This is a genomic window from Trichocoleus sp. AS-A1, assembly GCF_039962015.1.
Lineage (GTDB): Bacteria > Cyanobacteriota > Cyanobacteriia > Cyanobacteriales > FACHB-T130 > FACHB-T130.
Window position 1 is genome coordinate 1 of the sequence record NZ_JAMPKG010000055.1, and the last position, 20,217, is coordinate 20,217.

Annotated in this window: 18 protein-coding genes and 1 pseudogene; 8 read left to right on the top strand and 11 right to left on the bottom strand. The window is 45.2% G+C overall.

Features of this window, described 5'->3' with window-relative positions:
- Positions 1–164, bottom strand: a pseudogene (locus NC994_RS25630) (photosystem II q(b) protein); the annotation flags it as partial.
- Between the two features lie 124 nt (positions 165–288).
- Positions 289–639, bottom strand: a complete 351-nt coding sequence (locus NC994_RS25635) for a histidine triad nucleotide-binding protein (RefSeq protein WP_190440586.1) — start codon at positions 637–639, stop codon at positions 289–291.
- A gap of 208 nt (positions 640–847) precedes the next feature.
- Here NC994_RS25635 and NC994_RS25640 point away from each other — a divergent pair, with 208 nt between their 5' ends.
- Together NC994_RS25640 and NC994_RS25645 are read left to right on the top strand one after the other, a co-directional pair.
- Positions 848–2,377, top strand: coding sequence for a YifB family Mg chelatase-like AAA ATPase (locus tag NC994_RS25640; RefSeq protein WP_190440589.1), 1,530 nt, complete (start codon positions 848–850; stop codon positions 2,375–2,377).
- Position 2,378: 1 nt separating this feature from the next.
- Complete coding sequence (locus tag NC994_RS25645) at positions 2,379–2,834, top strand: hypothetical protein (protein ID WP_190440592.1); 456 nt, start codon at positions 2,379–2,381, stop codon at positions 2,832–2,834.
- A 275-nt stretch (positions 2,835–3,109) separates the two neighbouring features.
- Here the strand turns inward: NC994_RS25645 and NC994_RS25650 are convergent, their stop codons facing one another.
- A complete protein-coding gene (locus tag NC994_RS25650; protein WP_190440594.1) occupies positions 3,110–3,802 on the bottom strand; it encodes a tetratricopeptide repeat protein in 693 nt (230 codons plus the stop codon).
- 115 nt (positions 3,803–3,917) lie between these two features.
- On the opposite strand from NC994_RS25650, the gene purB reads away from it, so the two are divergent.
- Positions 3,918–5,213: an adenylosuccinate lyase gene (purB, locus tag NC994_RS25655; protein ID WP_190440597.1), complete on the top strand. Its 1,296-nt coding sequence runs from the start codon at positions 3,918–3,920 to the stop codon at positions 5,211–5,213.
- A gap of 117 nt (positions 5,214–5,330) precedes the next feature.
- Here purB and era read toward each other — a convergent pair whose 3' ends face one another.
- The 6 genes from era to sufR all read right to left on the bottom strand — a co-directional run bounded on the left by era (position 5,331) and on the right by sufR (position 10,946).
- Positions 5,331–6,320, bottom strand: coding sequence for a GTPase Era (era, locus tag NC994_RS25660; protein WP_190440600.1), 990 nt, complete (start codon positions 6,318–6,320; stop codon positions 5,331–5,333).
- 23 nt (positions 6,321–6,343) lie between these two features.
- Entirely contained in the window at positions 6,344–7,468 is a 1,125-nt protein-coding gene (locus tag NC994_RS25665) for a succinylglutamate desuccinylase/aspartoacylase family protein (protein ID WP_190440603.1), read from the bottom strand.
- Positions 7,469–7,648: 180 nt separating this feature from the next.
- Positions 7,649–8,287, bottom strand: a complete 639-nt coding sequence (locus NC994_RS25670) for a histidine phosphatase family protein (protein WP_190440606.1) — start codon at positions 8,285–8,287, stop codon at positions 7,649–7,651.
- A gap of 80 nt (positions 8,288–8,367) precedes the next feature.
- Positions 8,368–9,924 (bottom strand): pentapeptide repeat-containing protein, encoded by a 1,557-nt coding sequence (locus NC994_RS25675; protein ID WP_190440619.1) that lies wholly within the window; start codon positions 9,922–9,924, stop codon positions 8,368–8,370.
- Positions 9,925–10,036: 112 nt separating this feature from the next.
- Entirely contained in the window at positions 10,037–10,294 is a 258-nt protein-coding gene (locus NC994_RS25680) for a hypothetical protein (RefSeq protein ID WP_190440623.1), read from the bottom strand.
- Between the two features lie 13 nt (positions 10,295–10,307).
- Positions 10,308–10,946 (bottom strand): iron-sulfur cluster biosynthesis transcriptional regulator SufR, encoded by a 639-nt coding sequence (gene sufR / locus NC994_RS25685; RefSeq protein WP_190440636.1) that lies wholly within the window; start codon positions 10,944–10,946, stop codon positions 10,308–10,310.
- A 203-nt stretch (positions 10,947–11,149) separates the two neighbouring features.
- On the opposite strand from sufR, the gene sufB reads away from it, so the two are divergent.
- From sufB to NC994_RS25705, 4 genes are all read left to right on the top strand, one after another.
- Positions 11,150–12,589: a Fe-S cluster assembly protein SufB gene (gene sufB, locus NC994_RS25690; protein ID WP_190412101.1), complete on the top strand. Its 1,440-nt coding sequence runs from the start codon at positions 11,150–11,152 to the stop codon at positions 12,587–12,589.
- 174 nt (positions 12,590–12,763) lie between these two features.
- Positions 12,764–13,555 (top strand): Fe-S cluster assembly ATPase SufC, encoded by a 792-nt coding sequence (gene sufC / locus NC994_RS25695; protein WP_190440640.1) that lies wholly within the window; start codon positions 12,764–12,766, stop codon positions 13,553–13,555.
- Positions 13,552–14,940, top strand: a complete 1,389-nt coding sequence (gene sufD / locus NC994_RS25700) for a Fe-S cluster assembly protein SufD (RefSeq protein ID WP_190440643.1) — start codon at positions 13,552–13,554, stop codon at positions 14,938–14,940. The genes sufC and sufD overlap by 4 nt, the downstream gene beginning before the upstream one ends.
- Positions 14,941–15,045: 105 nt before the next feature.
- Positions 15,046–16,308 carry a SufS family cysteine desulfurase gene (locus tag NC994_RS25705; protein WP_190440646.1) on the top strand — a complete coding sequence of 421 codons (1,263 nt, stop codon included), beginning with the start codon at positions 15,046–15,048 and terminating at the stop codon, positions 16,306–16,308.
- Positions 16,309–16,679: 371 nt separating this feature from the next.
- Here the strand turns inward: NC994_RS25705 and NC994_RS25710 are convergent, their stop codons facing one another.
- Positions 16,680–17,909, bottom strand: coding sequence for a pentapeptide repeat-containing protein (locus NC994_RS25710; protein WP_199299806.1), 1,230 nt, complete (start codon positions 17,907–17,909; stop codon positions 16,680–16,682).
- Positions 17,910–18,121: 212 nt separating this feature from the next.
- On the opposite strand from NC994_RS25710, the gene NC994_RS25715 reads away from it, so the two are divergent.
- The gene (locus NC994_RS25715) at positions 18,122–18,586 is read left to right on the top strand and encodes a TspO/MBR family protein (RefSeq protein WP_190440649.1); all 465 of its coding nucleotides are present in this window, start codon (positions 18,122–18,124) and stop codon (positions 18,584–18,586) included.
- Here NC994_RS25715 and NC994_RS25720 read toward each other — a convergent pair.
- A complete protein-coding gene (locus tag NC994_RS25720) occupies positions 18,567–19,904 on the bottom strand; it encodes a glycosyltransferase family 4 protein (protein ID WP_242030537.1) in 1,338 nt (445 codons plus the stop codon). The genes NC994_RS25715 and NC994_RS25720 overlap by 20 nt on opposite strands.
- Positions 19,905–20,217 lie beyond the last annotated feature (313 nt).

The window sequence follows — 20,217 nt, forward strand, 5'->3', positions numbered from 1 at the left end:
GCGGCGATGAAGGCGATGATGAAGCAGATGGTGGCAGACAGTAGGGTTGGGATCATCAGGACGCCGAACCAGCCTACATACAGGCGGTTGTCGGTTGATGTGACCCAATCGCAAAACCGTTGCCATACGTTGGCGCTTTCGCGTCTTTGTAAGGTTGTGGTCATGTTTTTATGATTGCTTTGAATTTTCTAGGTTCGAGGTAGTAATTTCTCTACCTTGTTTTCAAGATTAACTCATCTATTGAGTTTTGTAAAGCTTTTTCAACAAAAATTTTTTCGGCTTCCTGATTCAGCCTGGAGGCCATTTCATCTGGCGTCCGCCCAGAATGTGCAAATGTAGATGGGGTACGGTTTGCCCCCCATCCGAGCCGGTGTTAATGACAACGCGGTAGCCGTTGTCGAGTCCGGCTTTTTCTGCAACATTCTTAACAATCAGTAACAAGTGACCCAGGAGGTCGCGATCCTGAGAATCGGCATCGGCAAGCTGAGGAATCGGCTGCTTGGGAATCACGAGGATGTGAATGGGGGCTTGGGGTTGAATATCTTTAAAGGCAAGTGCCAGATCGTCCTCATACACAATGTCTGCGGGGATTTCGCGGCGGATTATCTTGCTGAAGATGGTTTCTGTCGTTTCACTCATGTTGCTTGGTTATTTCGGTGATTAGCTGTGCTTGCAGCCATTTTAAGCCCGGACGATAAAGCTAAGCGCGATCGCGGGAACTCTAATAAAAGATTCTGTTGGTTGGCTTCTCATAAAACTTGTTACAAACCTGGTTTCTAAATGAAAACGGGTTTGGACTACGGCAAATACCAACAGCATCATCAAACAAAAGTGGGGCGAGATTGCCATGCTGGCTAGGGTTTGGAGTGCATCTATCGTCGGTATCGATGCGGTAAAGGTGGGGGTTGAAGTCGATGTATCGGGAGGATTGCCGGGAATTGTGCTGGTGGGATTGCCAGATACAGCGGTTCAGGAGTCGAAGGAGAGGGTGAAGGCGGCACTGAAGAACGCTGGTTATGCCTTTCCGATGAAAAAAATTGTCATAAATCTGACACCTGCGGATTTACGAAAGGAAGGCCCCAGCTTTGATTTGCCCATCAGTGTGGGCATCATGGCGGCGTCTGAGCAGGTGAGTGCCCAGTTGTTAGGAGATTATTTATTCTTAGGGGAAGTTTCCCTAGATGGAAGTCTTCGTCCGGTTGCCGGGGTGCTGCCAATTGCCGCCGCTGCCCAACGGATGGGAATCGCAGGTTTAGTCGTTCCAGCTAATAATGCGCGGGAAGCAGCTGTTGTCAAAGGTCTAGCAGTCTACGGTTTCAAAAATCTGTCTCAAGTGGCTGATTTCCTAAATGAGCCAGAGCGTTATTCGCCAGTGCAGGTGGATGGTAGAGAGGAGTTAGCTAAAACCCACTTCAGCAGTGCAGACTTAAAGGATGTAAAAGGACAGAGCTTTGCCCGTCGTGCCCTAGAAATTGCGGCGGCTGGTGGACATAACTTAGTATTTGTCGGACCACCGGGAAGTGGGAAGACGATGCTAGCGCGGCGCTTACCGGGGATATTACCGCCGTTAAGCTTTGACGAAGCCCTCGAAGTGACTCAAATCCACTCAGTTGCAGGCTTACTTAAGAATAGAGGATCGCTAGTAAGCGATCGCCCTTACCGCAGTCCTCACCACTCCGCTTCTGGCCCCTCCCTGGTCGGTGGCGGGAGTTTTCCGCGTCCGGGAGAAATATCTTTAGCGCATCGGGGCGTTTTATTTCTGGACGAACTTACAGAATTTAAGCGAGATGTGCTGGAATTCTTGCGTCAGCCGCTTGAAGATGGTTTTGTCACTATCTCCCGCACTCGCCAATCGGTCATGTTTCCGGCTCAGTTTACTTTAGTTGCTAGTACCAATCCCTGTCCGTGCGGTTACTTTGGCGATACGATTCAAGCTTGCACCTGTTCCCCTCGACAGCGAGAACAATACTGGGCAAAGCTTTCTGGCCCTTTGATGGATCGGATCGATTTGCAAGTTGCAGTGAATCGCCTCAAGCCAGAGGAAATTACGCAACAACCGACTGGGGAAGAGTCGGCACCTGTCAGGGAACGAGTAGAAACAGCACGCGATCGCGCTCATACTCGATTTAAAGGCGATTCATCAGTGCGTTGCAATGCTCAGATGCAAAGTGGTCATTTGCGGCAATGGTGTCAACTGGATGATGCTTCTCGCAACTTATTAGAAGCCGCCATTCGCAAATTAGGGTTATCAGCAAGAGCCAGCGATCGCATTTTAAAAGTAGCGCGTACTATTGCCGATTTAGCTAGTGATGAAAACCTCAAAACCCACCACGTTGCCGAAGCCATTCAGTACCGCACGATAGATAGAATGCAGTGATATGGAAACAATAAGCCAGGACATTCTTGAAGTAGAGCGTGGCGTTATCTGTCATCAGGTGAATTGTCAGGGACGCATGGGAGCAGGTTTGGCTCTACAAATTCGCGATCGCTGGCCTATTGTCTACAAAGACTATCGCAAGTATAAGGAGCGATGGCAACTAGGAATGGTGCAATTTGTTAAGGTCACAGATGCAGCCTTATACGTTTGCAACTTGGCAGGGCAGTGGAACTATGGTCGTGCTAAGCCTGCTCAAGGTATTATTTACACTGACTATGAAGCGGTGCGGACGGGACTGAATCAAGTTAATGATTGGTCAACCGAGAATGCTCTTCCGGTTTATATTCCTTCTGGTATGTCCTGCGGGCTTGCAGGTGGAGATTGGAACATCATCCAAGTCATCATCGAACAGGAGTGTCCTCATGCCATCATCTGTCGCAAGCCAGAAGGGGGCTAGAGATTGTTTCTGTTAACAATGAAGTGATTTGTGCGCGACGATTACCAGCACGAACGAACAGATTTATAGATAAAGAAGTAGTGGTAAAGGGAGGTTAGCAATCGCATTTTTTTGAATTAACCTTAATTTTGCCATTTCAACGGAGATGAAGACCTCAAGACCCATTAGGTTGCCGAAGCAATTTATTATTGCACATTCGATAGAATGCAGTAATTAAGATGAGTTTTTGCCCTGAAAAAGGCACAAGATATGCATTCCAATCTTAGTTCCTTAATTTATTCCAGCAGGTTTTGATACTGTTCTTTATTTCCTTGCCGCTGAAACAAGTTAGCAGCTTTTTGAAAATCCTCAAATGCCTTTTTCTTGTCTCCTAAACTGCGGTGAGAAATTCCTCGGTCGTAATAACCGTAGGCATAATCAGGATTAATTTCGATAGCTCGATCGAAGTCTTTGATTGATTCTTGATAATTTCCAAGCCGTTGCTGAGCCAATCCTCGATAATCGTAGGCAAAGAAATTCATTGGGGAAAGGCGGATTGCCTGACTATAGTCTTCTGCTGCTCCCTGATAGTCTCTCAGAAATGTACGGGAAGTACCTCGCTCTAAGTAAGCTAAAACATAATTAGGGTTGCGCTGAATTACTTGGTTGTAATCCTCAATTGCTTGCTGATAATCTTTTAAATCCTGGCGGGACTTACCTCGATATAAGTAAGCTGCAACATAATTAGGATTAAGCTGAAGTGCCTGGTTAAACTCCTCAATGGCTTCTTGCTTATCTCCTTTGTCATAAAGAGCAATCCCTCGTGCGTAGTGCGAAATCGCCTTGTTAGAATTGCTACCCTGAGTCTGGTAATTTTCTGATGGATCGGCGATCGCTACTAAAGGTGCAGTACTGATAATTGCTGTTACTGTTACCGAGGTGACTAAAAAGACAGATAAAGAATTCAAATTGAGAAAATTACAAGTCATCCTTAACTCCTTAATAAATCAAATTAGGGATTTTTCGACAAGAAGCATTTTTTGAGTCGCGGCATATCTGACCGTCAGTTGTACAATAAAACGGTTGTATTCTGCGACACTTGCTGTGATCGAGCGTTATACGTTGCCTGAGATGGGCAACCTGTGGACTGACACCTATAAACTGAAGACGTGGCTCCAGGTTGAAATTGCAGTCTGTGAAGCCCAAGCTGAACTGGGTTATATTCCAACCCAGGCGGTAGAGGAAATTAAGGCGAAGGCTAATTTTGACCCGAAGCGGGTGCTAGAAATTGAGGCTGAAGTCCGCCACGATATGATCGCGTTCTTGACAAACGTCAATGAATATGTAGGCGACGCGGGGCGCTATATTCACCTGGGATTAACCAGTTCGGATGTGCTGGATACAGCTTTGGCACTGCAACTGGTAGCCAGCTTGGATGTGTTGCTGGCAGGGGTGGAAGATTTGATTGCAGCAATTCGCCAGCAGGCGCAGCAGCATAAAAGTACGGTGATGATTGGGCGATCGCACGGCATTCACGCGGAACCGATTACGTTTGGCTTTAAGCTGGCGGGATGGTTGGCGGAAGTATTGAGAAACCGCGATCGCCTTCAGCGTCTTCGCAAAGAAATTGCCGTTGGCAAGATTTCCGGTGCAGTCGGAACCTACGCCAATATTGAGCCGAGAGTTGAAGCGATCGCTTGCCAAAAACTGGGACTTGAACCGGATACAGCATCGACGCAAGTAATTTCGCGCGATCGCCATGCCGATTTTGTACAAACTTTGGCTTTAGTGGCTGCCTCGATTGAGCGATTTGCCGTCGAAATTCGCAACCTGCAACGCACGGATGTCCTAGAAGTCGAAGAATTCTTCTCTAAAGGACAAAAAGGCTCCTCTGCGATGCCGCACAAGCGCAATCCGATTCGTTCGGAAAGACTAACAGGGATGGCACGAGTTGTCCGGGGTCATGCTGTTGCAGCCTTAGAAAATGTCGCCCTTTGGCACGAACGGGACATCTCTCACAGCTCCGTGGAGCGGATGATCCTGCCCGATTCCTGCACGATAACGCACTTCATGTTAGCGGAAATGACCGATTTGGTGAAAAACCTGCTGGTTTATCCCGAAAACATGGAACGGAATATGAATTGCTACGGCGGCGTTGTCTTCAGCCAGCGAGTCATGCTCACTCTGGTAGAAAAAGGAATGAGCCGCGAGGACGCCTATGCAACGGTGCAGTCTTGCGCTCATCAAGCGTGGAATAAAACCGATGGCGATTTCCACGATTTGATTGCTAAAGACAGCCGCGTTACACAGCATCTTTCTTCAGAAGAAGTTGAGGCGTGTTTCGCTCCGCAGCATCATTTGCAGCATTTAGACGAGATTTATCAACGTTTGGGGATTTGAGGAACTGCAAAGACGCACTAGCGGAGCCATGCGCGTTAGCGCTATAGAGCGCGAAGGAAGAAAAAGAAGAGTTTTCTTCTTCTCTTTCTTCCTTCGTGTCCTTCGCGTCTTCGCGGTTTATTCCTGTTCCACCCTGTACCCCAAATCTGCTAAATGTAGTCGAGACTGCCGCCATTTCGGCTGCACTTTCACAAATAACTCCAGATAAACTTTCCCCGCAATTAACTTTTGGATTTGTTCGCGGGCAGCGCTACCAATCGCTTTGAGCATCGTTCCGCCTTTGCCAATCACAATCCCCTTTTGGGAGTCGCGTTCAACGTAGATAGTCGCCAGAAGGCGAGTAATCGTTGGTTCTTCCTCCACCATGTCAATCGTAACGGCGACTGAGTGGGGAACTTCTTCGCGGGTTAGCAGCAAAATTTGTTCTCGAATCAGTTCCCCCATGATGAAGCGTTCCGGCTGGTCGGTAACATAATCAGGAGGATAATAGTATGGCCCTGGTTCTAGGCGATCGCTGAGTAGTTGCTGCAACGCCTCCACTCCCTCTCCGGTGAGGGCTGAGAACTTCACAATCGGCCAGTTGTAGGGTTCAGCTAACTGCGTATAACTCTCATCAATTTGTTGGGAATCTGAGGTTCGCAGGTCGATTTTGTTCATCCCCAACATCACTGGCGTCTTGGTGCGGCTAAGAATATCGACAATATAGCGATCGCCTCCTCCAGAGTCTACTGCTCCATCCACCACAAACAGCACCAAATCTACCGACTCAATCGCAATTTGGGCATTTTTCACCAGCACTTCCCCTAACTGGTGGTGCGGTTTGTGAATTCCTGGGGTATCGACAAAAATCATCTGCGCCTCTGGCGTCGTCAGGATACCCCGCAGTCGGTTGCGCGTCGTCTGCGCCACAGGTGAAGTGATGGCAATTTTTTGCCCCACCATATAGTTCATCAATGTAGACTTACCCACGTTAGGGCGTCCGATAATCCCAATAAAGCCCGACTTATATCCTTCCGGTGCTTTCGGAATGCTAAAAAATGCTGACTCGTCTAGGATATTTCCCTCGCCTTTATTAATTGCTGCGTTTGTCGTCGTCCCATCTTCCATGATGTTTGCGTTTTTAAAAACCCCTACATCACTGATAATACATACTCTCCTTCATTCACTGCATGATTCGTCGAAATATCAAAGACTAAACCAGCGTTCTCCGCACAAACATCAATTAATTTTGGTAATTCTTCTTTATTAAAGCTAAGAATTTGATAAAGTCTTTCCCCAGCCTCGATTGAAGCACCTAGTTTGACTCTCGATTGGATCATCCCTCCGCTAGGCGCATAATATTTTTTTAGAGTGCTTTTTGAAATAAAAGTTACTTTGTGGAATGCTGTTTGCGGCAAAGGAAAATCAGGAATCGATAAAACGCCTTTCTGGGCTAAGTAATTTTTGATGCCTTGGACTCCTTTTTCTACTGATTCTGGATTCATTTGCATTCCCGAACCCAGTTCTAGCGTCCAAGATTCTTTATCAAAGACTATCGATTTCCCTAAAGTTTCTAGCTGATTTTCCAACGCTAACCAAGGCTTTAGGAAAGCTTCATCAAAAGCATCTCCATCATATTCATTTAGTAAAATTTCATGGTCAAGTAAAAAATATTTAGCACTTTCTTCTCTACGGTGGAAGCCATATAAGTAATCTACCGCTTGATTAGACGAGCTATGAATATCGATTACATAATCAGCATCCAAAGATAAAGATTGTAGCTGATAGCGATATCGTTCGTTAAAAGGCGCTCCGCTTGGAGACTTGATTTTTTCTAAGAGTTTATCGAAACTATTTTTAATTCTTTTGTAGTATTCAATTTCTATAGCATCTGTTTCAAAATTGATGTGAGATTTTGCAAATTCTTCTAAATCTTCACATTCCTTTTCATAGTCCCAAAAGATGCGGTTCCAGTCTTTCCCATCAAATATATTGTATCGACCTGTAGAAAAATAATGAGTGCGCTGATTGGTACTGATGGGATTACAGACAGGAACTAGCCAAATTTCACCATTGAGTTGGGTATCATTGAGAGTAATTAAAAACTCGATTAGCTGGTGAATGACCGCATTGCCAACAATTTCCGCCCCGTGCAAGTTGGCTTGTAAATATGCTTTTTTCCCAGGGTTAGCACCGATAAATTTATAAACTTGAATTGAGAGGCGCTCGCCTGAAGCAAGTTGCTGAATGGGAACTATAGAAAGAGTAGGAATCATCGATAAAATATCTTACATTAATCTGCCTTGACGAAGAGAAATCGCGGCTACACAGACGAAACTTGCCTACGCAGGTTTTAATACTAAAGTCTACGTTAGCTTAGCGTGTGCGTAAACGCATAAAAAGACTTTGTTTGTATAGCCGCGATTACGAACATTACTAGATAATTTACAAACAAATCATGTACCGGGTAAGGTACGCAAACGCTCATCCAAATGGAGGCGATCGCTTAAAGCATGAAGTAATGGCCCATGATCGCCAAACTCTACTATACTGACCGAACCCACCGGACATCCCAAGCGAAAGCGAAAGCGTCCGACATCAATTCCCAGCAAGCTACACAGCATAATTCGGATAGTCGCTTTGTGTGCAACAATCAAAACATTGCCGTTGCTAAACCGCTGCTTGATTTCTTCAATCACTTGTAACGAACGGTGAGCGATCGCTACTGCTAATTCTCCTTCAGTCGGCGGATACCAAGCCGGATCGGCAGTCCAGCGAATATAATCATCGTGATACTCCCGGTCAACTGTTTCTACAGTTTTTCCTTCCCACTTGCCATAGTTAATCTCCTTCAAACCGTCCCGCAATTCCATCTGCATCCCCACAGCTTCACACAGCGGTTTTGCAGTTGCTACGGTACGCCGCATCGGACTACAAAAAATAGCATTCCAAGGTAGGGAACGATAGGTAACAGCAAAAGCTTTTGCCATCTCTAGTCCATCTGGCGTCAAATCTGGATCTATGGAACCACAGAAAACATTGTCTCGGCTGCGGTCTGTCTGTCCGTGGCGGAGGAAATAAAGCTTTAGACTCAAAGTAGTTTTCTCCGATTATCTGAGTTAAGGATACAACCACCTTTGGTATAACGATGTTTTTAGGCGTACCTTAGCAAAGTCTATTCATGAGCCTTACCATCAGGCATAATGGCACCACTGAGCTTTGCTCCATCTAGGTTGGCTCCACCTAGATTGGCATCACTCAAGCCTGCTCCTGATAGATTGGCATTCCGCAAATCTGCTGCCCGGAGGTCTGCTAAAGCTAAGTCTGCTCCCCGCAGGTCGGCGTAAACAAGTTCTGCTCCTCGCAAATCTGCTTCAGTTAAGTCAGCGGCGCTCAGGTTGGCACTTCTTAAACTTGCCTTACTCAGATTAACCTGCTTCAAATTAGCGCAGCTCAAGTTTATAGAATTCAGATTGACCCCTTGAAGCTTTGCTCCATGCCAATTAATATCAGTCAGGTTCGCTTGATTCAAGTTTGCTTCACTTAAGTTTGCTTCACTTAAATTAGCTCCAGTCAAATTGGCTCGACTCAGGTTTACTTTTGCTAGATTTGCTCCTTGCAAGTCTGCTCCACTTAGGTTAATTTCACTTAAATCAGCACCAGCTAAATCAGCCTTTTGGAGTGAAGCACTCGAACCAATGAAGCAAGCACCTGTTTCCAAAAGGTCAAATCCTGTAGGGAACCAAGTCACGTTATTATAAAGAGCTTGGTTTAGATTTGTTCCTTGAAGATTTGCTCCTTCAATATCTGCCCCAAACAAGTTAACTCTACTTAGATTGGCATTACTCAGGTTAGCTCTCATCAATTTTGCTGTTTTCAAAGATGCCCTAGACAAGTTTGCCTCACTTAGGTTAGTTGCGCTTAAATCTGTCCCTTGCAGATTGGCTCCGCTGAGAGTTGCCTTATGTAGATTTGCCTGATGTAAATTCGTCGAACTCAAATCTGCTTTATGGAGGTCTGCATTTTCCAGAATTGCCTTGCTCAAATTGACATCCAAGGACAGTTTTGCCTCATATAATAATGAATTACTCAGATTTGCTCCACTTAGGTTTACAGCACCCCAATAAATCCTAGTCAGATTTGCTCCACTTAAATTGGCGTTACTTAGATTGAAGGAACCATATCTCAGGTCGCTTCCACTTAAATTGGCTCCACTGAGGTTAATACCAGTAAAATCTCTTTGTCCTTCGTTATAGCGTTTCAAAAATTCTTCAGCACTGATAGGCTTTTCCTGACTCTTTTCTTCAGATAGATAAGCCTCGATTAGCAGCATATCGCCAAAATATCCCAGCAGCAGAGTCATTTTTGCTACTTTGAATTTTTCAGCACTGAAAACTGTGACTGTTTGCTTCTGTTGAGCAGATGGCTCAATTTTCTCATCTTGCTCAGTTTTAAAAACATTCGCATTCGCCAAACTATCTGATGTGTCTACCACTGATTCGCTAGACGGTGGAATTATTAGCGGTGTAAATTCGTGGCGCTGTTGTAAAGAAGCGACTTGCTCAGATAGGTGCGCGATCTGCTGCAACTCAGGGCGAGTGCCGAATTGTTTTTTTAGTTCATCAAAATAGTGTTTAAGCCAGGTAATGTTTTGCTTGCGGACATTTAACTCATTTTCCAGCCGTTCAATCCTCGAAATCAGGGACGCTATATCCTGTTCTTTGTCAGCCATATTCGCTAATTTTCAGCTAAATACAAGCTTGAAAAAATTATTTTTTCAGCTTTATATCTAAGCCATTAATGGGCTATTTAATACGTTAAATTTTCTACTCGCTTTTAGTCTTTCACCACTTCAAAAATGCGGCATCGCTTCCTTGTTCGCGCCTAATTTTTGAATCCTTCTCAAACCAAGTGATAATCTGCTCAGCGGTTAAATCTTCAATAACAACACCGTACTCTTCGGCGATGTGTTTCAACACTCTTAGAGATGAAATAGTTAGTCTTGTTATAAATTTTTCATGAGTTTGAAGCAGTGCTGAATCTACCTTAACCGCTTCTTCGTAAGTCAAAAATTGTTCTGATGGTTGCTGTGGTTGAGTCATAAATGTTTTTTAGTTACTGTTCCTTAATTAAATAGCCGCAGCGATGTTCTCCGTTAATAATCCAGTGCGTCCGTTCTACTTTACAATCTTGCAGAGCAGCGGCAAACATTTCTAACTCATGTCCGCAAACGCTGGGGAAAGACGAGGCGACGTGGGAAATGGCACAATTATGCTCTACCAATATAAATTGAGTATCGTTTTCCTCCAGAGGATACCACTCTGCCATATAGCCTTCAGCTTTGCGGAGTTCGACTAATTTGGCAACGCGATCGCGCAAATTTCCCTTGCCCAGTCTGACTCGATATTCCATCGCCTTGCGTTCCCAGTGCTTTCGCAACACGGTACTCGCTTGTTCATAACCGAGCGTTTCTGTCAAGGTGTCAAGAAAATCAACGGCAAACTCTCCGTAACGACTGGGGAAGCGATCGCGCCCTTCTTGACTCAGCTCGTAGACGTGCTGCGGGCGTCCCATCGCCGCAGGCACCGATTGATGCACGATTAGCCCTTCTGTCTCCAAATCCTTCAGATGACGCCGAATCGCCTGCGGACTTACCTCAAAGGCGTCAGCCAGCTCCTGAGCCGTGGCTTGACCTGTTTTCAGTAAATGTTGCAAGATGTCCTGTTTGGTGGAAGGCTGCTGAGTAATCGCCATCGTCTTGCGGTAAAATTCCTACTGGACTTTGACAACATCTATGTTGCTAAAGTATTTTAAAATAGAATTAAGTAAAGCAACAAGCCTGTTGTTTTACTATTGTAATTGCAGTTTGACTGGGCGATCTACTCTGGACGCCCATGCCCTGAGCCTGCCATCCTGAGAGATTTGTCCGAAACAAACACGCGAGAACACTTTTTTCTATGACTGCTAGCGTCAAAACCTTAGTCAATCAGCCCTATAAGTACGGCTTTGTCACAGACATTGAGACAGATAGCATTCCTCGCGGTCTCAGTGAGGACGTTGTTCGCCTGATCTCCGCCAAGAAAGAAGAACCGGAGTTCATGCTAGAGTTTCGCCTCAAAGCCTATCGGCAATGGTTGAAAATGACCGAACCAACTTGGCCTCATGTCAAGTATCCGGCTATTGACTACCAGGACATCATCTACTACTCCGCGCCGAAGCAAAAGCCCAAAAAGCTGGGTAGCCTAGATGAAGTCGATCCAACTTTGTTAGAAGCCTACGAGAAGCTAGGGATTTCGCTTTCAGAGCAAAAGCGGTTGTCTAACGTTGCCGTAGATGCCATCTTTGATAGTGTTTCAGTTGCCACAACATTTAAAGAAAAGTTAGCCAAAGACGGCGTGATCTTCTGTTCCATCTCCGAAGCTTTGCGGGAACACCCCGAACTGGTGCAGAAGTACCTCGGCAGCGTTGTGCCAGTAGCAGATAATTACTTCGCCGCCCTCAACTCAGCCGTATTCAGCGATGGTTCCTTCGTCTACATCCCCAAAGGCACCAAATGCCCGATGGAACTCTCCACCTACTTCCGCATCAACAGCGGAGATACGGGGCAGTTTGAGCGCACGCTGATTATTGCCGAAGAAGGCAGCTCTGTGTCATATCTGGAAGGCTGCACAGCACCGATGTTTGACACCAACCAGCTGCACGCGGCTGTCGTGGAACTCGTTGCCCTCGACAACGCTGAAATTAAATACTCCACGGTACAAAACTGGTACCCCGGAGACGAAAACGGCAAAGGCGGTATTTACAACTTTGTCACCAAGCGCGGGCTGTGTCAGGGAGTCAATTCCAAGATTTCTTGGACGCAGGTAGAAACAGGTTCCGCGATTACCTGGAAATACCCAAGCTGCGTGCTAGTTGGCGATAATTCTGTGGGTGAATTTTACTCCGTTGCGCTGACGAATCATATGCAGCAAGCCGACACCGGAACCAAAATGGTGCATATCGGCAAAAACACCCGCAGCACGATTATTTCCAAGGGAATTTCGGCGGGTAAGTCGGCAAATAGCTATCGCGGTTTGGTGAAAATTGGCCCCAAGGCAAAGGGTGCGAGAAATTATTCTCAGTGCGACTCAATGCTGATTGGCGATAATGCCCAAGCGAATACTTTCCCCTATATTCAGGTGCAAAATAACACCGGAAAAGTGGAGCATGAAGCTTCTACCTCGAAAATTGGGGAAGAACAGCTGTTCTTTTTCTCGCAGCGGGGCATTTCGGCAGAAGATGCTATTTCGATGATGATTAGCGGCTTCTGTAAGGATGTGTTTAATCAGCTGCCGATGGAATTTGCTGTTGAAGCTGATAGGTTGTTGAGCATGAAGTTAGAAGGCAGTGTGGGATAAATGAAACTACAGATAAACACAGATAAACGCTGATAAATTCTCCGTGTTATCTGTGTTTATCTACGGTTGAGTTTCTTTACTCACAAAGGTAAGGCGGGCATTGCCTACCTTTAAGCTGAAATAGAATAAAAAACCGCGAAGACGCTAAGGGTACAGAGGAAGAAGAGAGGAAAGATGATTATTGAAAATAGTGAGGTAATCCTATCTGTTCGGGATCTCACGGCTAATGTTGATGAAACTCCGATTCTTAAGGGTTTGAATCTGGAAGTGAAGGCGGGAGAAATCCATGCCATTATGGGGCCAAACGGTTCCGGGAAAAGCACCTTTTCTAAGGTTTTGGCTGGACATCCGGCGTATGAGGTGACGGGCGGCGAGGTGATTTTCCGGGGGCGAAATCTTCTGGAAATGGAAGCTGAAGAACGTGCTAGGGCTGGGATATTTTTGGCGTTTCAATATCCTTTGGAAATTCCTGGTGTTAGTAATGTGGATTTCCTCAGAGTTGCCTATAATTCCCGTCGCAAGGCTGAGGGGTTAGAGGAGTTGGATGCTTTTGATTTTGATGAATTGGTGCATGAAAAGCTGGATGTGGTAAAGATGAATCCTGCTTTTCTTAGCCGCAGCGTGAATGAAGGGTTTTCTGGTGGCGAGAAAAAGCGGAACGAGATTCTGCAAATGGCACTGCTAGAACCAAAGTTAGCAATTTTGGATGAAACGGATTCAGGGTTAGATATTGATGCGCTGAAGATTGTGGCGGATGGTGTGAATCAGCTGGCAAATGCAGAGAATGCGATGCTGGTGATTACTCACTATCAGCGACTACTGAATTACATCGTGCCTGATTTCGTTCACGTCATGGAAGCCGGACGAATTATTACCAGTGGTGGTAAAGAATTGGCGTTGGAATTGGAATCTCGCGGTTATGAGTGGGTAAGGGAAGAAGAAGCAGCTGAGGTGGGTGCAAAATGACAATTCAAGTAACTTCTATTCCCAATCCAGAAGAAGTTGGGTTAAAGTCTGCTGCGACTAATCGAGATGCCAAGCTGGTTGAGTTGTTAAACTTGTCTCGCAGTCAAGAATTACAGGTACTCGATCCAGAGATGGTTAGCTGGTTGCAAGAATTACGCGATCGCGCTGCTTCCTGGCTACCTCATCTCAAGTTTCCCACTACCCGCGATGAAGAGTGGCGTGTCACAGACATCTCGCCTTTGTTAAAGTTGTCTTTCCAAGCTGCGAAATCTGCGGATGTACCCCAGTCAGCAATTGAAGGATTAACTTTAGCAGAAGCAGCCGAAAGTCGTCTAGTTTTCGTTAACGGTGTTTATGCACCTGCGCTGTCATCTGTTGCTAATCTGCCAGATGGTATATTTGCCGGAAACTTAGCCCAACTGCCAATAACTTATCGCACTCGCATCGATAATTATTTCGCCCAACAAAAGGGGTTTGATGAGGTATTCACCGCCCTGAATACGGCAGGATTAACGGATGCTGCTGTGGTGTGGGTGGCAAAGAATGTGGTAGTAGAAACACCGATTCATTTGCTGTTTCTGTCTACTTTTAGCGATCGCCCGACTCTCTCTCAGCCACGCTGTTTAGTAGTCGCTGAACCTAACTCTCAAGTAACCCTGATAGAAGATTATCTGCCAGTCGGCGACTGGTGTGCGGATAAAACTCATCCGTATTTAATCAATACGGTTACAGAGATTTGGGTAGAAGACAATGCTGAAGTTCGCCACAACCGGATACAACGAGATAGTGGCGCAGCGTTTCATATTGGCAAAAGTGCGATCGCGCAATCTCGTAACAGCCGCTACACTTGCAATGCAGTGAGTTTGGGTGGCAAAATATCCCGCCACAACCTAGAAATTTATCAGTTGGGCGAACAAACTGAAACTACCCTCAATGGTTTAACCATGATCTCTGGGGAACAGATTGGCGATACTCACAGCGCGATTATTCTCAACCATCCCCACAGCACAACTCGTCAATTACAAAAGTGTATTGTGGCTGACAAGGCTCATTCCGTATTTAACGGTAAAGTCTTAGTTGCCAAAGCAGCACAATTGACGGATGCGGGACAATTAAATCGTAACTTGCTGTTGTCGTCTAAAGCGAGAGTCGATACCAAACCCCAACTGGAAATCATTGCCGATAACGTGAAATGTACTCACGGTGCAACAGTAAGTCAGTTAGATGATGAGGAAGTCTTTTACTTGCAAAGTCGCGGTTTAGACAAAGCGAGTGCTAACAACTTGTTAGTTGACGCTTTTGCTATTGAAATAATCAACCAGATTCCCATCGCCTCTCTGCAAACAAGTCTCTCTCGATGTGTCGCTTGTAGAACAGTCGAATAGTGTGGAATAGGTAAGAGGTAATGGGTAATGGAATTTTGAAGAAATAACTTTTACCAGTTACCAATTACCAGTTACCAATTATCAATTACCCATTACTAATTACCAATGACTCTTACCAAAGACAGAACACTAGCCGATAAAGTCCGTGCAGATTTTCCAATTCTGCACCAAGAAGTCAACGGTAAATCCCTAGTTTATCTAGACAACGCCGCTACATCCCAAAAACCTCTAGCGGTGCTAAACGCCATTCGGGATTACTATGAGCAGTACAATTCAAACGTACATCGGGGCGTTCACACCCTCAGCGCCAAAGCTACAGACGCTTATGAAGGTGCTAGAGACAAAGTTGCTGCATTTGTAAATGCTGCTTCGCGTCAGGAAATTATCTACACCCGCAACGCCAGCGAAGCGATTAACTTAATCGCTTACAGTTGGGGAATGAACAATTTGCAGCGAGGGGATGAAATTATTCTCTCCGTAATGGAACACCATAGCAATCTAATTCCTTGGCAGTTCGTGGCGCAAAGAACGGGCGCGGTGCTGAAGTTTGTAGAACTAACGCCAGACGGAATTTTTGATTTAGAACACTTCAAGTCTCTAATTTCAGACAAAACTAAACTGGTTAGCACCGTTTACGTCTCTAACACATTGGGATGTATTAACCCAGTTAAATCGATAGCCGAAATCGCTCACAAATACGGTGCCAAAGTCTTAATTGATGCTTGCCAAGCTGCACCTCACATGGTGTTAGACGTGCAAGCAGTAGACTGCGATTGGCTAGTCGCCTCCGGTCACAAAATGTGCGCCCCGACTGGGATTGGTTTCCTCTACGGTAAGTTAGACCTACTGCGTTCCATGCCTCCCTTCTTAGGCGGTGGAGAGATGATTGCCGATGTATTTCTCGACCATGCTACTTATGCAGATTTACCCCACAAATTTGAAGCCGGAACGCCATCAATTGGGGAAGCGATCGCGCTCGGTGCAGCGGTAGATTATCTTAGTGACATTGGTATGCACAACATCCATACCTACGAAGCCGAATTAACAGCTTATCTCTTCCAACAGTTGCAGCAAATCCCAGAAATCAAAACTTATGGGCCACAACCCACCAGCACCGGAGAAGGGAGAGCCGCACTCGCAGCATTCACGGCTGGAGATGTCCACCCTCACGACTTGTCCACTATTTTAGATCAAGCTGGCATCGCCATCCGTGCCGGACACCACTGTACCCAACCTTTACACCGTTACTTGAAAGTGCAATCTACTGCACGGGCAAGTTTGTATTTCTACAACACCCGCGAAGAGATTGATCTTTTCATAGCATCTTTGAAAGAAGCTGTCGAATTTTTTGGCAGTATCTTCGGCTAAGTCCTAGTGAATGGAATTTGCGGCTACACAAACTAAGTCCGCCTGTGCGGACTTAAAAAACTCAAAGTTTTGAAACCTGCGTAGGCAGGTTAAATCTTGTGTAGCTGCGGTTTCATCTGCCCCTTGTAAGTAATCGAGATTGATTTAATTGAATACTATATTAATAAAATAGATACAATTTTTGGTGCTTTATCTAGTATCCTTGTTGAGTAATTAGTTTCGCTGGATATAAGCTATTTTCAAATTTTTGGAAGGCATTTTAAATTTAAAGTAAGGTTGTCAACTTCAATCGTACTAGCAATTAGGATTAACTACAATTGAATCTTTGGTTTCTAGTTGATTTTCCCATTGAATAAAATATTATTTAACGTTTAAAACTTGGCTTCTATAAAAATTGTATTGTCAATCTTGGCTTCTGTGAAATCAGTATTTTGGAGTTTTGCTTGAGTAAAATTGGCATCAGTTAAATCTGCGCCGCTAAAGCTTGTGTGGCTTGTAGCAAAGGTGATGGCATAGCCACACAGAAAGCCTATAGGCACTAAGATTACAGAAGTCACATAATAATCATCCAAATTAAAATGGAATAATCCCCCAATGAGAAGGGCGATAACAAAACTTATCAACGGTACAAGTGTAGTAATTCTCCCTAATTTTATGGGAATAACTCCAGATAGGGTATGCAGTAAGACAAAAAATAGATAAAATAGATGGTCGAATCCATTCAAACCAGCATTTTTAAATGCTACTATCATTGAAAATAACATTAATAGCAATTTTAATCTTTGCGTTGGCTCGGTTATGAATAATTCAACTAATGTTAAAATAGTTAATAGTAGGATAACGGGAATCGCTATTAATACAAATAATTCAATTATAAAAATTATTCCTGACGCATATTCATATAATTTTGGAGTTTCAAATAAAATCCCTAAACACCCACCTAATAAAGCCGTGATCGCGCTGATCTTTAACAATTTAATCCTATCTCGACGGCTTGCTTTGACTGTTGAAACGGCGCTGGCTCCAGCGAGAGTTCCAATTAGAGCAGCAAGCTTTCCTATATACACGTCACCCTCCAAAAATAAAGGAATAAACCTTTCTGAGTAGGGGTCATCTAAAATATTCTCTACTTTATTTAAGGTAACTGAACTAAACGCCAGAGCCAGGATAGCAGTACCCAGCCCAAATTGCGTGAGAGTTCCTATCCTAATTGCTCTTTTTGCACTAATCTTGCTAATAGAAGTTTTAGCTAAAATTCTTGCCCCTAGAACAACCCCAGGTAGGATTAACATTGCTCCTAAAGATACCGTTAACAGCTCCGCTACATCTGCGATGGCTTGACCAGTAACCGCAGCATTTGTTGTGATTTTATTCACTAAACTAGCTAAAATAGTAGCCGCAACCAGTAGAATAACGCCTAAGAGCAAGATTAACCAAGGCGATCGCAGTCCTCCTTTAACGCGGCTGAAATTAGCACCTGTGAGAATAGCGTTGCTGAAATCTGCACCTCGGATATCAGCATTGCTGAAGTTTACACCTCTAAGGTCTTGACCTATAAAACAGCGTCCTCGGAGGTTTTGACCAGAGAAATTTTGAGCCATGAAGCGCAGTGGAACATACTTGTTATCGGTTCAGTTGTAGCACGTTTGTGAATTCTGCTTTGATAGTAGCGATCTCCCTCCGAACTCACCACAATATAAGTATTGTGCGATCGCTTCTTAGTTTCAGACTAGGGAGTGATTACAGCTTCCTCCTGAACTTGACACAATCGCTACAAAGGGCTAGCAGGTCTGGTGGAGCGAAGGGAAGGGGAATGGTTATTAAATCTTGGATGGTGATTGGGGGCGTGACTCTTTTAGTGGCGATGGGGAGTAACATCATTACGCCAAATGATGTTAAGTGGTTCAAACGCCTGCAACGACCGAGGTGGTTAACATTTGAGCCATTAATTCCGCTCATCTGGACAGTCGTTTTTATTTGCGGTGCTTGGTCAGCTTATATTGTCTGGGAACGCACCAAAAATTGGGGACTAATGGCGTTCTATCTTTTAGTAGAAATTGCAATTGTCGCCTACAACCCAATGATGTTGAGGTTACGCAGTCTAAAAGTTGGCACGATTATTGGTGCAATTGGTTCCGTTTTAGGTTTAATTTTGGCAGTAACAGTCTTGCCGATTTCCGGATGGGCGTCTCTGTTGCTAGTTCCCTATGTGTTGTGGAGTCCCATTGGAACTTTTACCACATGGAAAATGATGCAGCTCAATCCTGGCGATGCTTAGAGACGGGAACTCCCCCTCCTGCCCGCTTCTTGCTAGGTTGCGATGAGTTGTACCAGCGCAAGGGTTTCACTTCTGTTGAAGCATCGGGTTCCATTATTTCGCGGACTGCTTGACACAAGATTGCTGAGTACTGCCGTGCAATAATCTCTGGGGTGAAGTTTGACTCCAAGTAGTGACGCCCTGCACGTCCCATTCGACTGGCTAATGGGGGAGAATTCGCTAAACTCTGAATAAAGTTAGCTAAACCGTTCGCATCTTCATTGTTGAAAGCAGCGCCACACTTGGCTTCAGTGATCAGCTGGCGAAGATAGGAATGGGGTTCGCAAATGACAGCAAGGGGACGCCCTGCGGCTAAGGCGGCGTAAAGCTTACTGGGCACGACTAATCCTTCCATTCCAGGGCTAATGCTGACTAAAGACAAATCGCAAGCGGTAAGGGAATAAGGTAAATTCTGCTTATTTTGATAGGGCAAGAAGCGACAATTGCGTAAACCCATCATGCTGACTTTATTGATACAAGTTTGACGCTTGGCACCATTGCCAATAAAGACAAATTGAATGGGTTCATTTTCCAAGAGTCTGGCTGCTTCCAGAATAGTATCCATATCATGGCAACGCCCCATATTCCCGGAATAGAGGATAGTAAAGGTATCAACTAGATTAAACTCTTGGGCAAACCAATTATCCTGCTTGGGAATGGGTACAATCCGCTCTGGATCAGCCCAGTTATGAATTACAGAAATCTTATTAGCAACCTCTGGGCATTTGGTGGTGACGCGATCTTTCATTGAGGGGCTGAGGACGATAATTCTTTGCGCGTTTTTCCAAATGCAGCTGTTAATAAAATCCCACAATCGAACTAACCAGTTTTGGGGACGAACGACATTTAGCTCGACGGCAACATCGGGATATAAATCGTAGAGTAGACAAACATAGGGAACCCCAAAGCTTAAGTTCGCTAAGTACCCGAGAATCGGCAAGAAGGGGGGCGCAGTGGTGAGGAGCAAAACATCGCCTCGCCCAGCCGTCTGAAGTAGATGAATCCCAGAACGCACGCAGAATAATAACCCATTGATGGCTTTGCCGCGAATTCGCTGGGGCCACATTCGAGAAGTGCGCGATCGCTGCACGACAACTTTATTACAATGCTCAATCGCGGGTGCAGAGTGCTTTTGGAAGGCGTACCCTGGCTGTCCGGTAAAAATTTGCACCGGCAAACCCAGTTGTCCTAAGTTAGCGGCTAGCTCTTCAATCAGCTGCCCAGTCGCTGCGTAGTCTGGTGGATAAAACTGCGTAATGATAGACAGTTTTATAGGCATTAAAGGAGCCAACGATTCTCGGCTCAATGAGCTTGGCTCTGGAAACCCGCCCCTACCAATATGCTCTTCTGAAATGTTCCCGTTGCTCATGCCGCCTCGCTGACTTCGTAGGGATATGGTGTAATTTACGTTACTGCCGTGCAGTATTGACAATTCGCTCGTAGACCGGCGGATGAGCTAAAGCCAATCAAGAGCTGGAATTTTCCACGTTTTGGCGGTTAATCGCCGTGTACATAAAAATATACTTATCTATCTGCCACAAATTATCCTGCTTCCATCCGAAATCACCTGTAAAGACTGATTAGAGACTCCC

Excerpts from the sequence above, each read along its gene's own strand:
- NC994_RS25640 (WP_190440589.1), top strand. The coding sequence starts at position 848 with ATGCTGGCTAGGGTTTGGAGTGCATCTATCGTCGGTATCGATGCGGTA.
- sufB (WP_190412101.1), top strand. The coding sequence starts at position 11,150 with ATGACTGCTAGCGTCAAAACCTTAGTCAATCAGCCCTATAAGTACGGC.
- NC994_RS25650 (WP_190440594.1), bottom strand. The coding sequence starts at position 3,802 with ATGACTTGTAATTTTCTCAATTTGAATTCTTTATCTGTCTTTTTAGTC.
- era (WP_190440600.1), bottom strand. The coding sequence starts at position 6,320 with ATGGAAGATGGGACGACGACAAACGCAGCAATTAATAAAGGCGAGGGA.
- NC994_RS25710 (WP_199299806.1), bottom strand. The coding sequence starts at position 17,909 with ATGGCTCAAAATTTCTCTGGTCAAAACCTCCGAGGACGCTGTTTTATA.
- sufD (WP_190440643.1), top strand. The coding sequence starts at position 13,552 with ATGACAATTCAAGTAACTTCTATTCCCAATCCAGAAGAAGTTGGGTTA.
- sufR (WP_190440636.1), bottom strand. The coding sequence starts at position 10,946 with ATGGCGATTACTCAGCAGCCTTCCACCAAACAGGACATCTTGCAACAT.
- NC994_RS25665 (WP_190440603.1), bottom strand. The coding sequence starts at position 7,468 with ATGATTCCTACTCTTTCTATAGTTCCCATTCAGCAACTTGCTTCAGGC.
- sufC (WP_190440640.1), top strand. The coding sequence starts at position 12,764 with ATGATTATTGAAAATAGTGAGGTAATCCTATCTGTTCGGGATCTCACG.
- NC994_RS25635 (WP_190440586.1), bottom strand. The coding sequence starts at position 639 with ATGAGTGAAACGACAGAAACCATCTTCAGCAAGATAATCCGCCGCGAA.
- NC994_RS25720 (WP_242030537.1), bottom strand. The coding sequence starts at position 19,904 with ATGCCTATAAAACTGTCTATCATTACGCAGTTTTATCCACCAGACTAC.
- NC994_RS25705 (WP_190440646.1), top strand. The coding sequence starts at position 15,046 with ATGACTCTTACCAAAGACAGAACACTAGCCGATAAAGTCCGTGCAGAT.
- NC994_RS25675 (WP_190440619.1), bottom strand. The coding sequence starts at position 9,924 with ATGGCTGACAAAGAACAGGATATAGCGTCCCTGATTTCGAGGATTGAA.
- NC994_RS25715 (WP_190440649.1), top strand. The coding sequence starts at position 18,122 with ATGGTTATTAAATCTTGGATGGTGATTGGGGGCGTGACTCTTTTAGTG.
- NC994_RS25645 (WP_190440592.1), top strand. The coding sequence starts at position 2,379 with ATGGAAACAATAAGCCAGGACATTCTTGAAGTAGAGCGTGGCGTTATC.
- NC994_RS25680 (WP_190440623.1), bottom strand. The coding sequence starts at position 10,294 with ATGACTCAACCACAGCAACCATCAGAACAATTTTTGACTTACGAAGAA.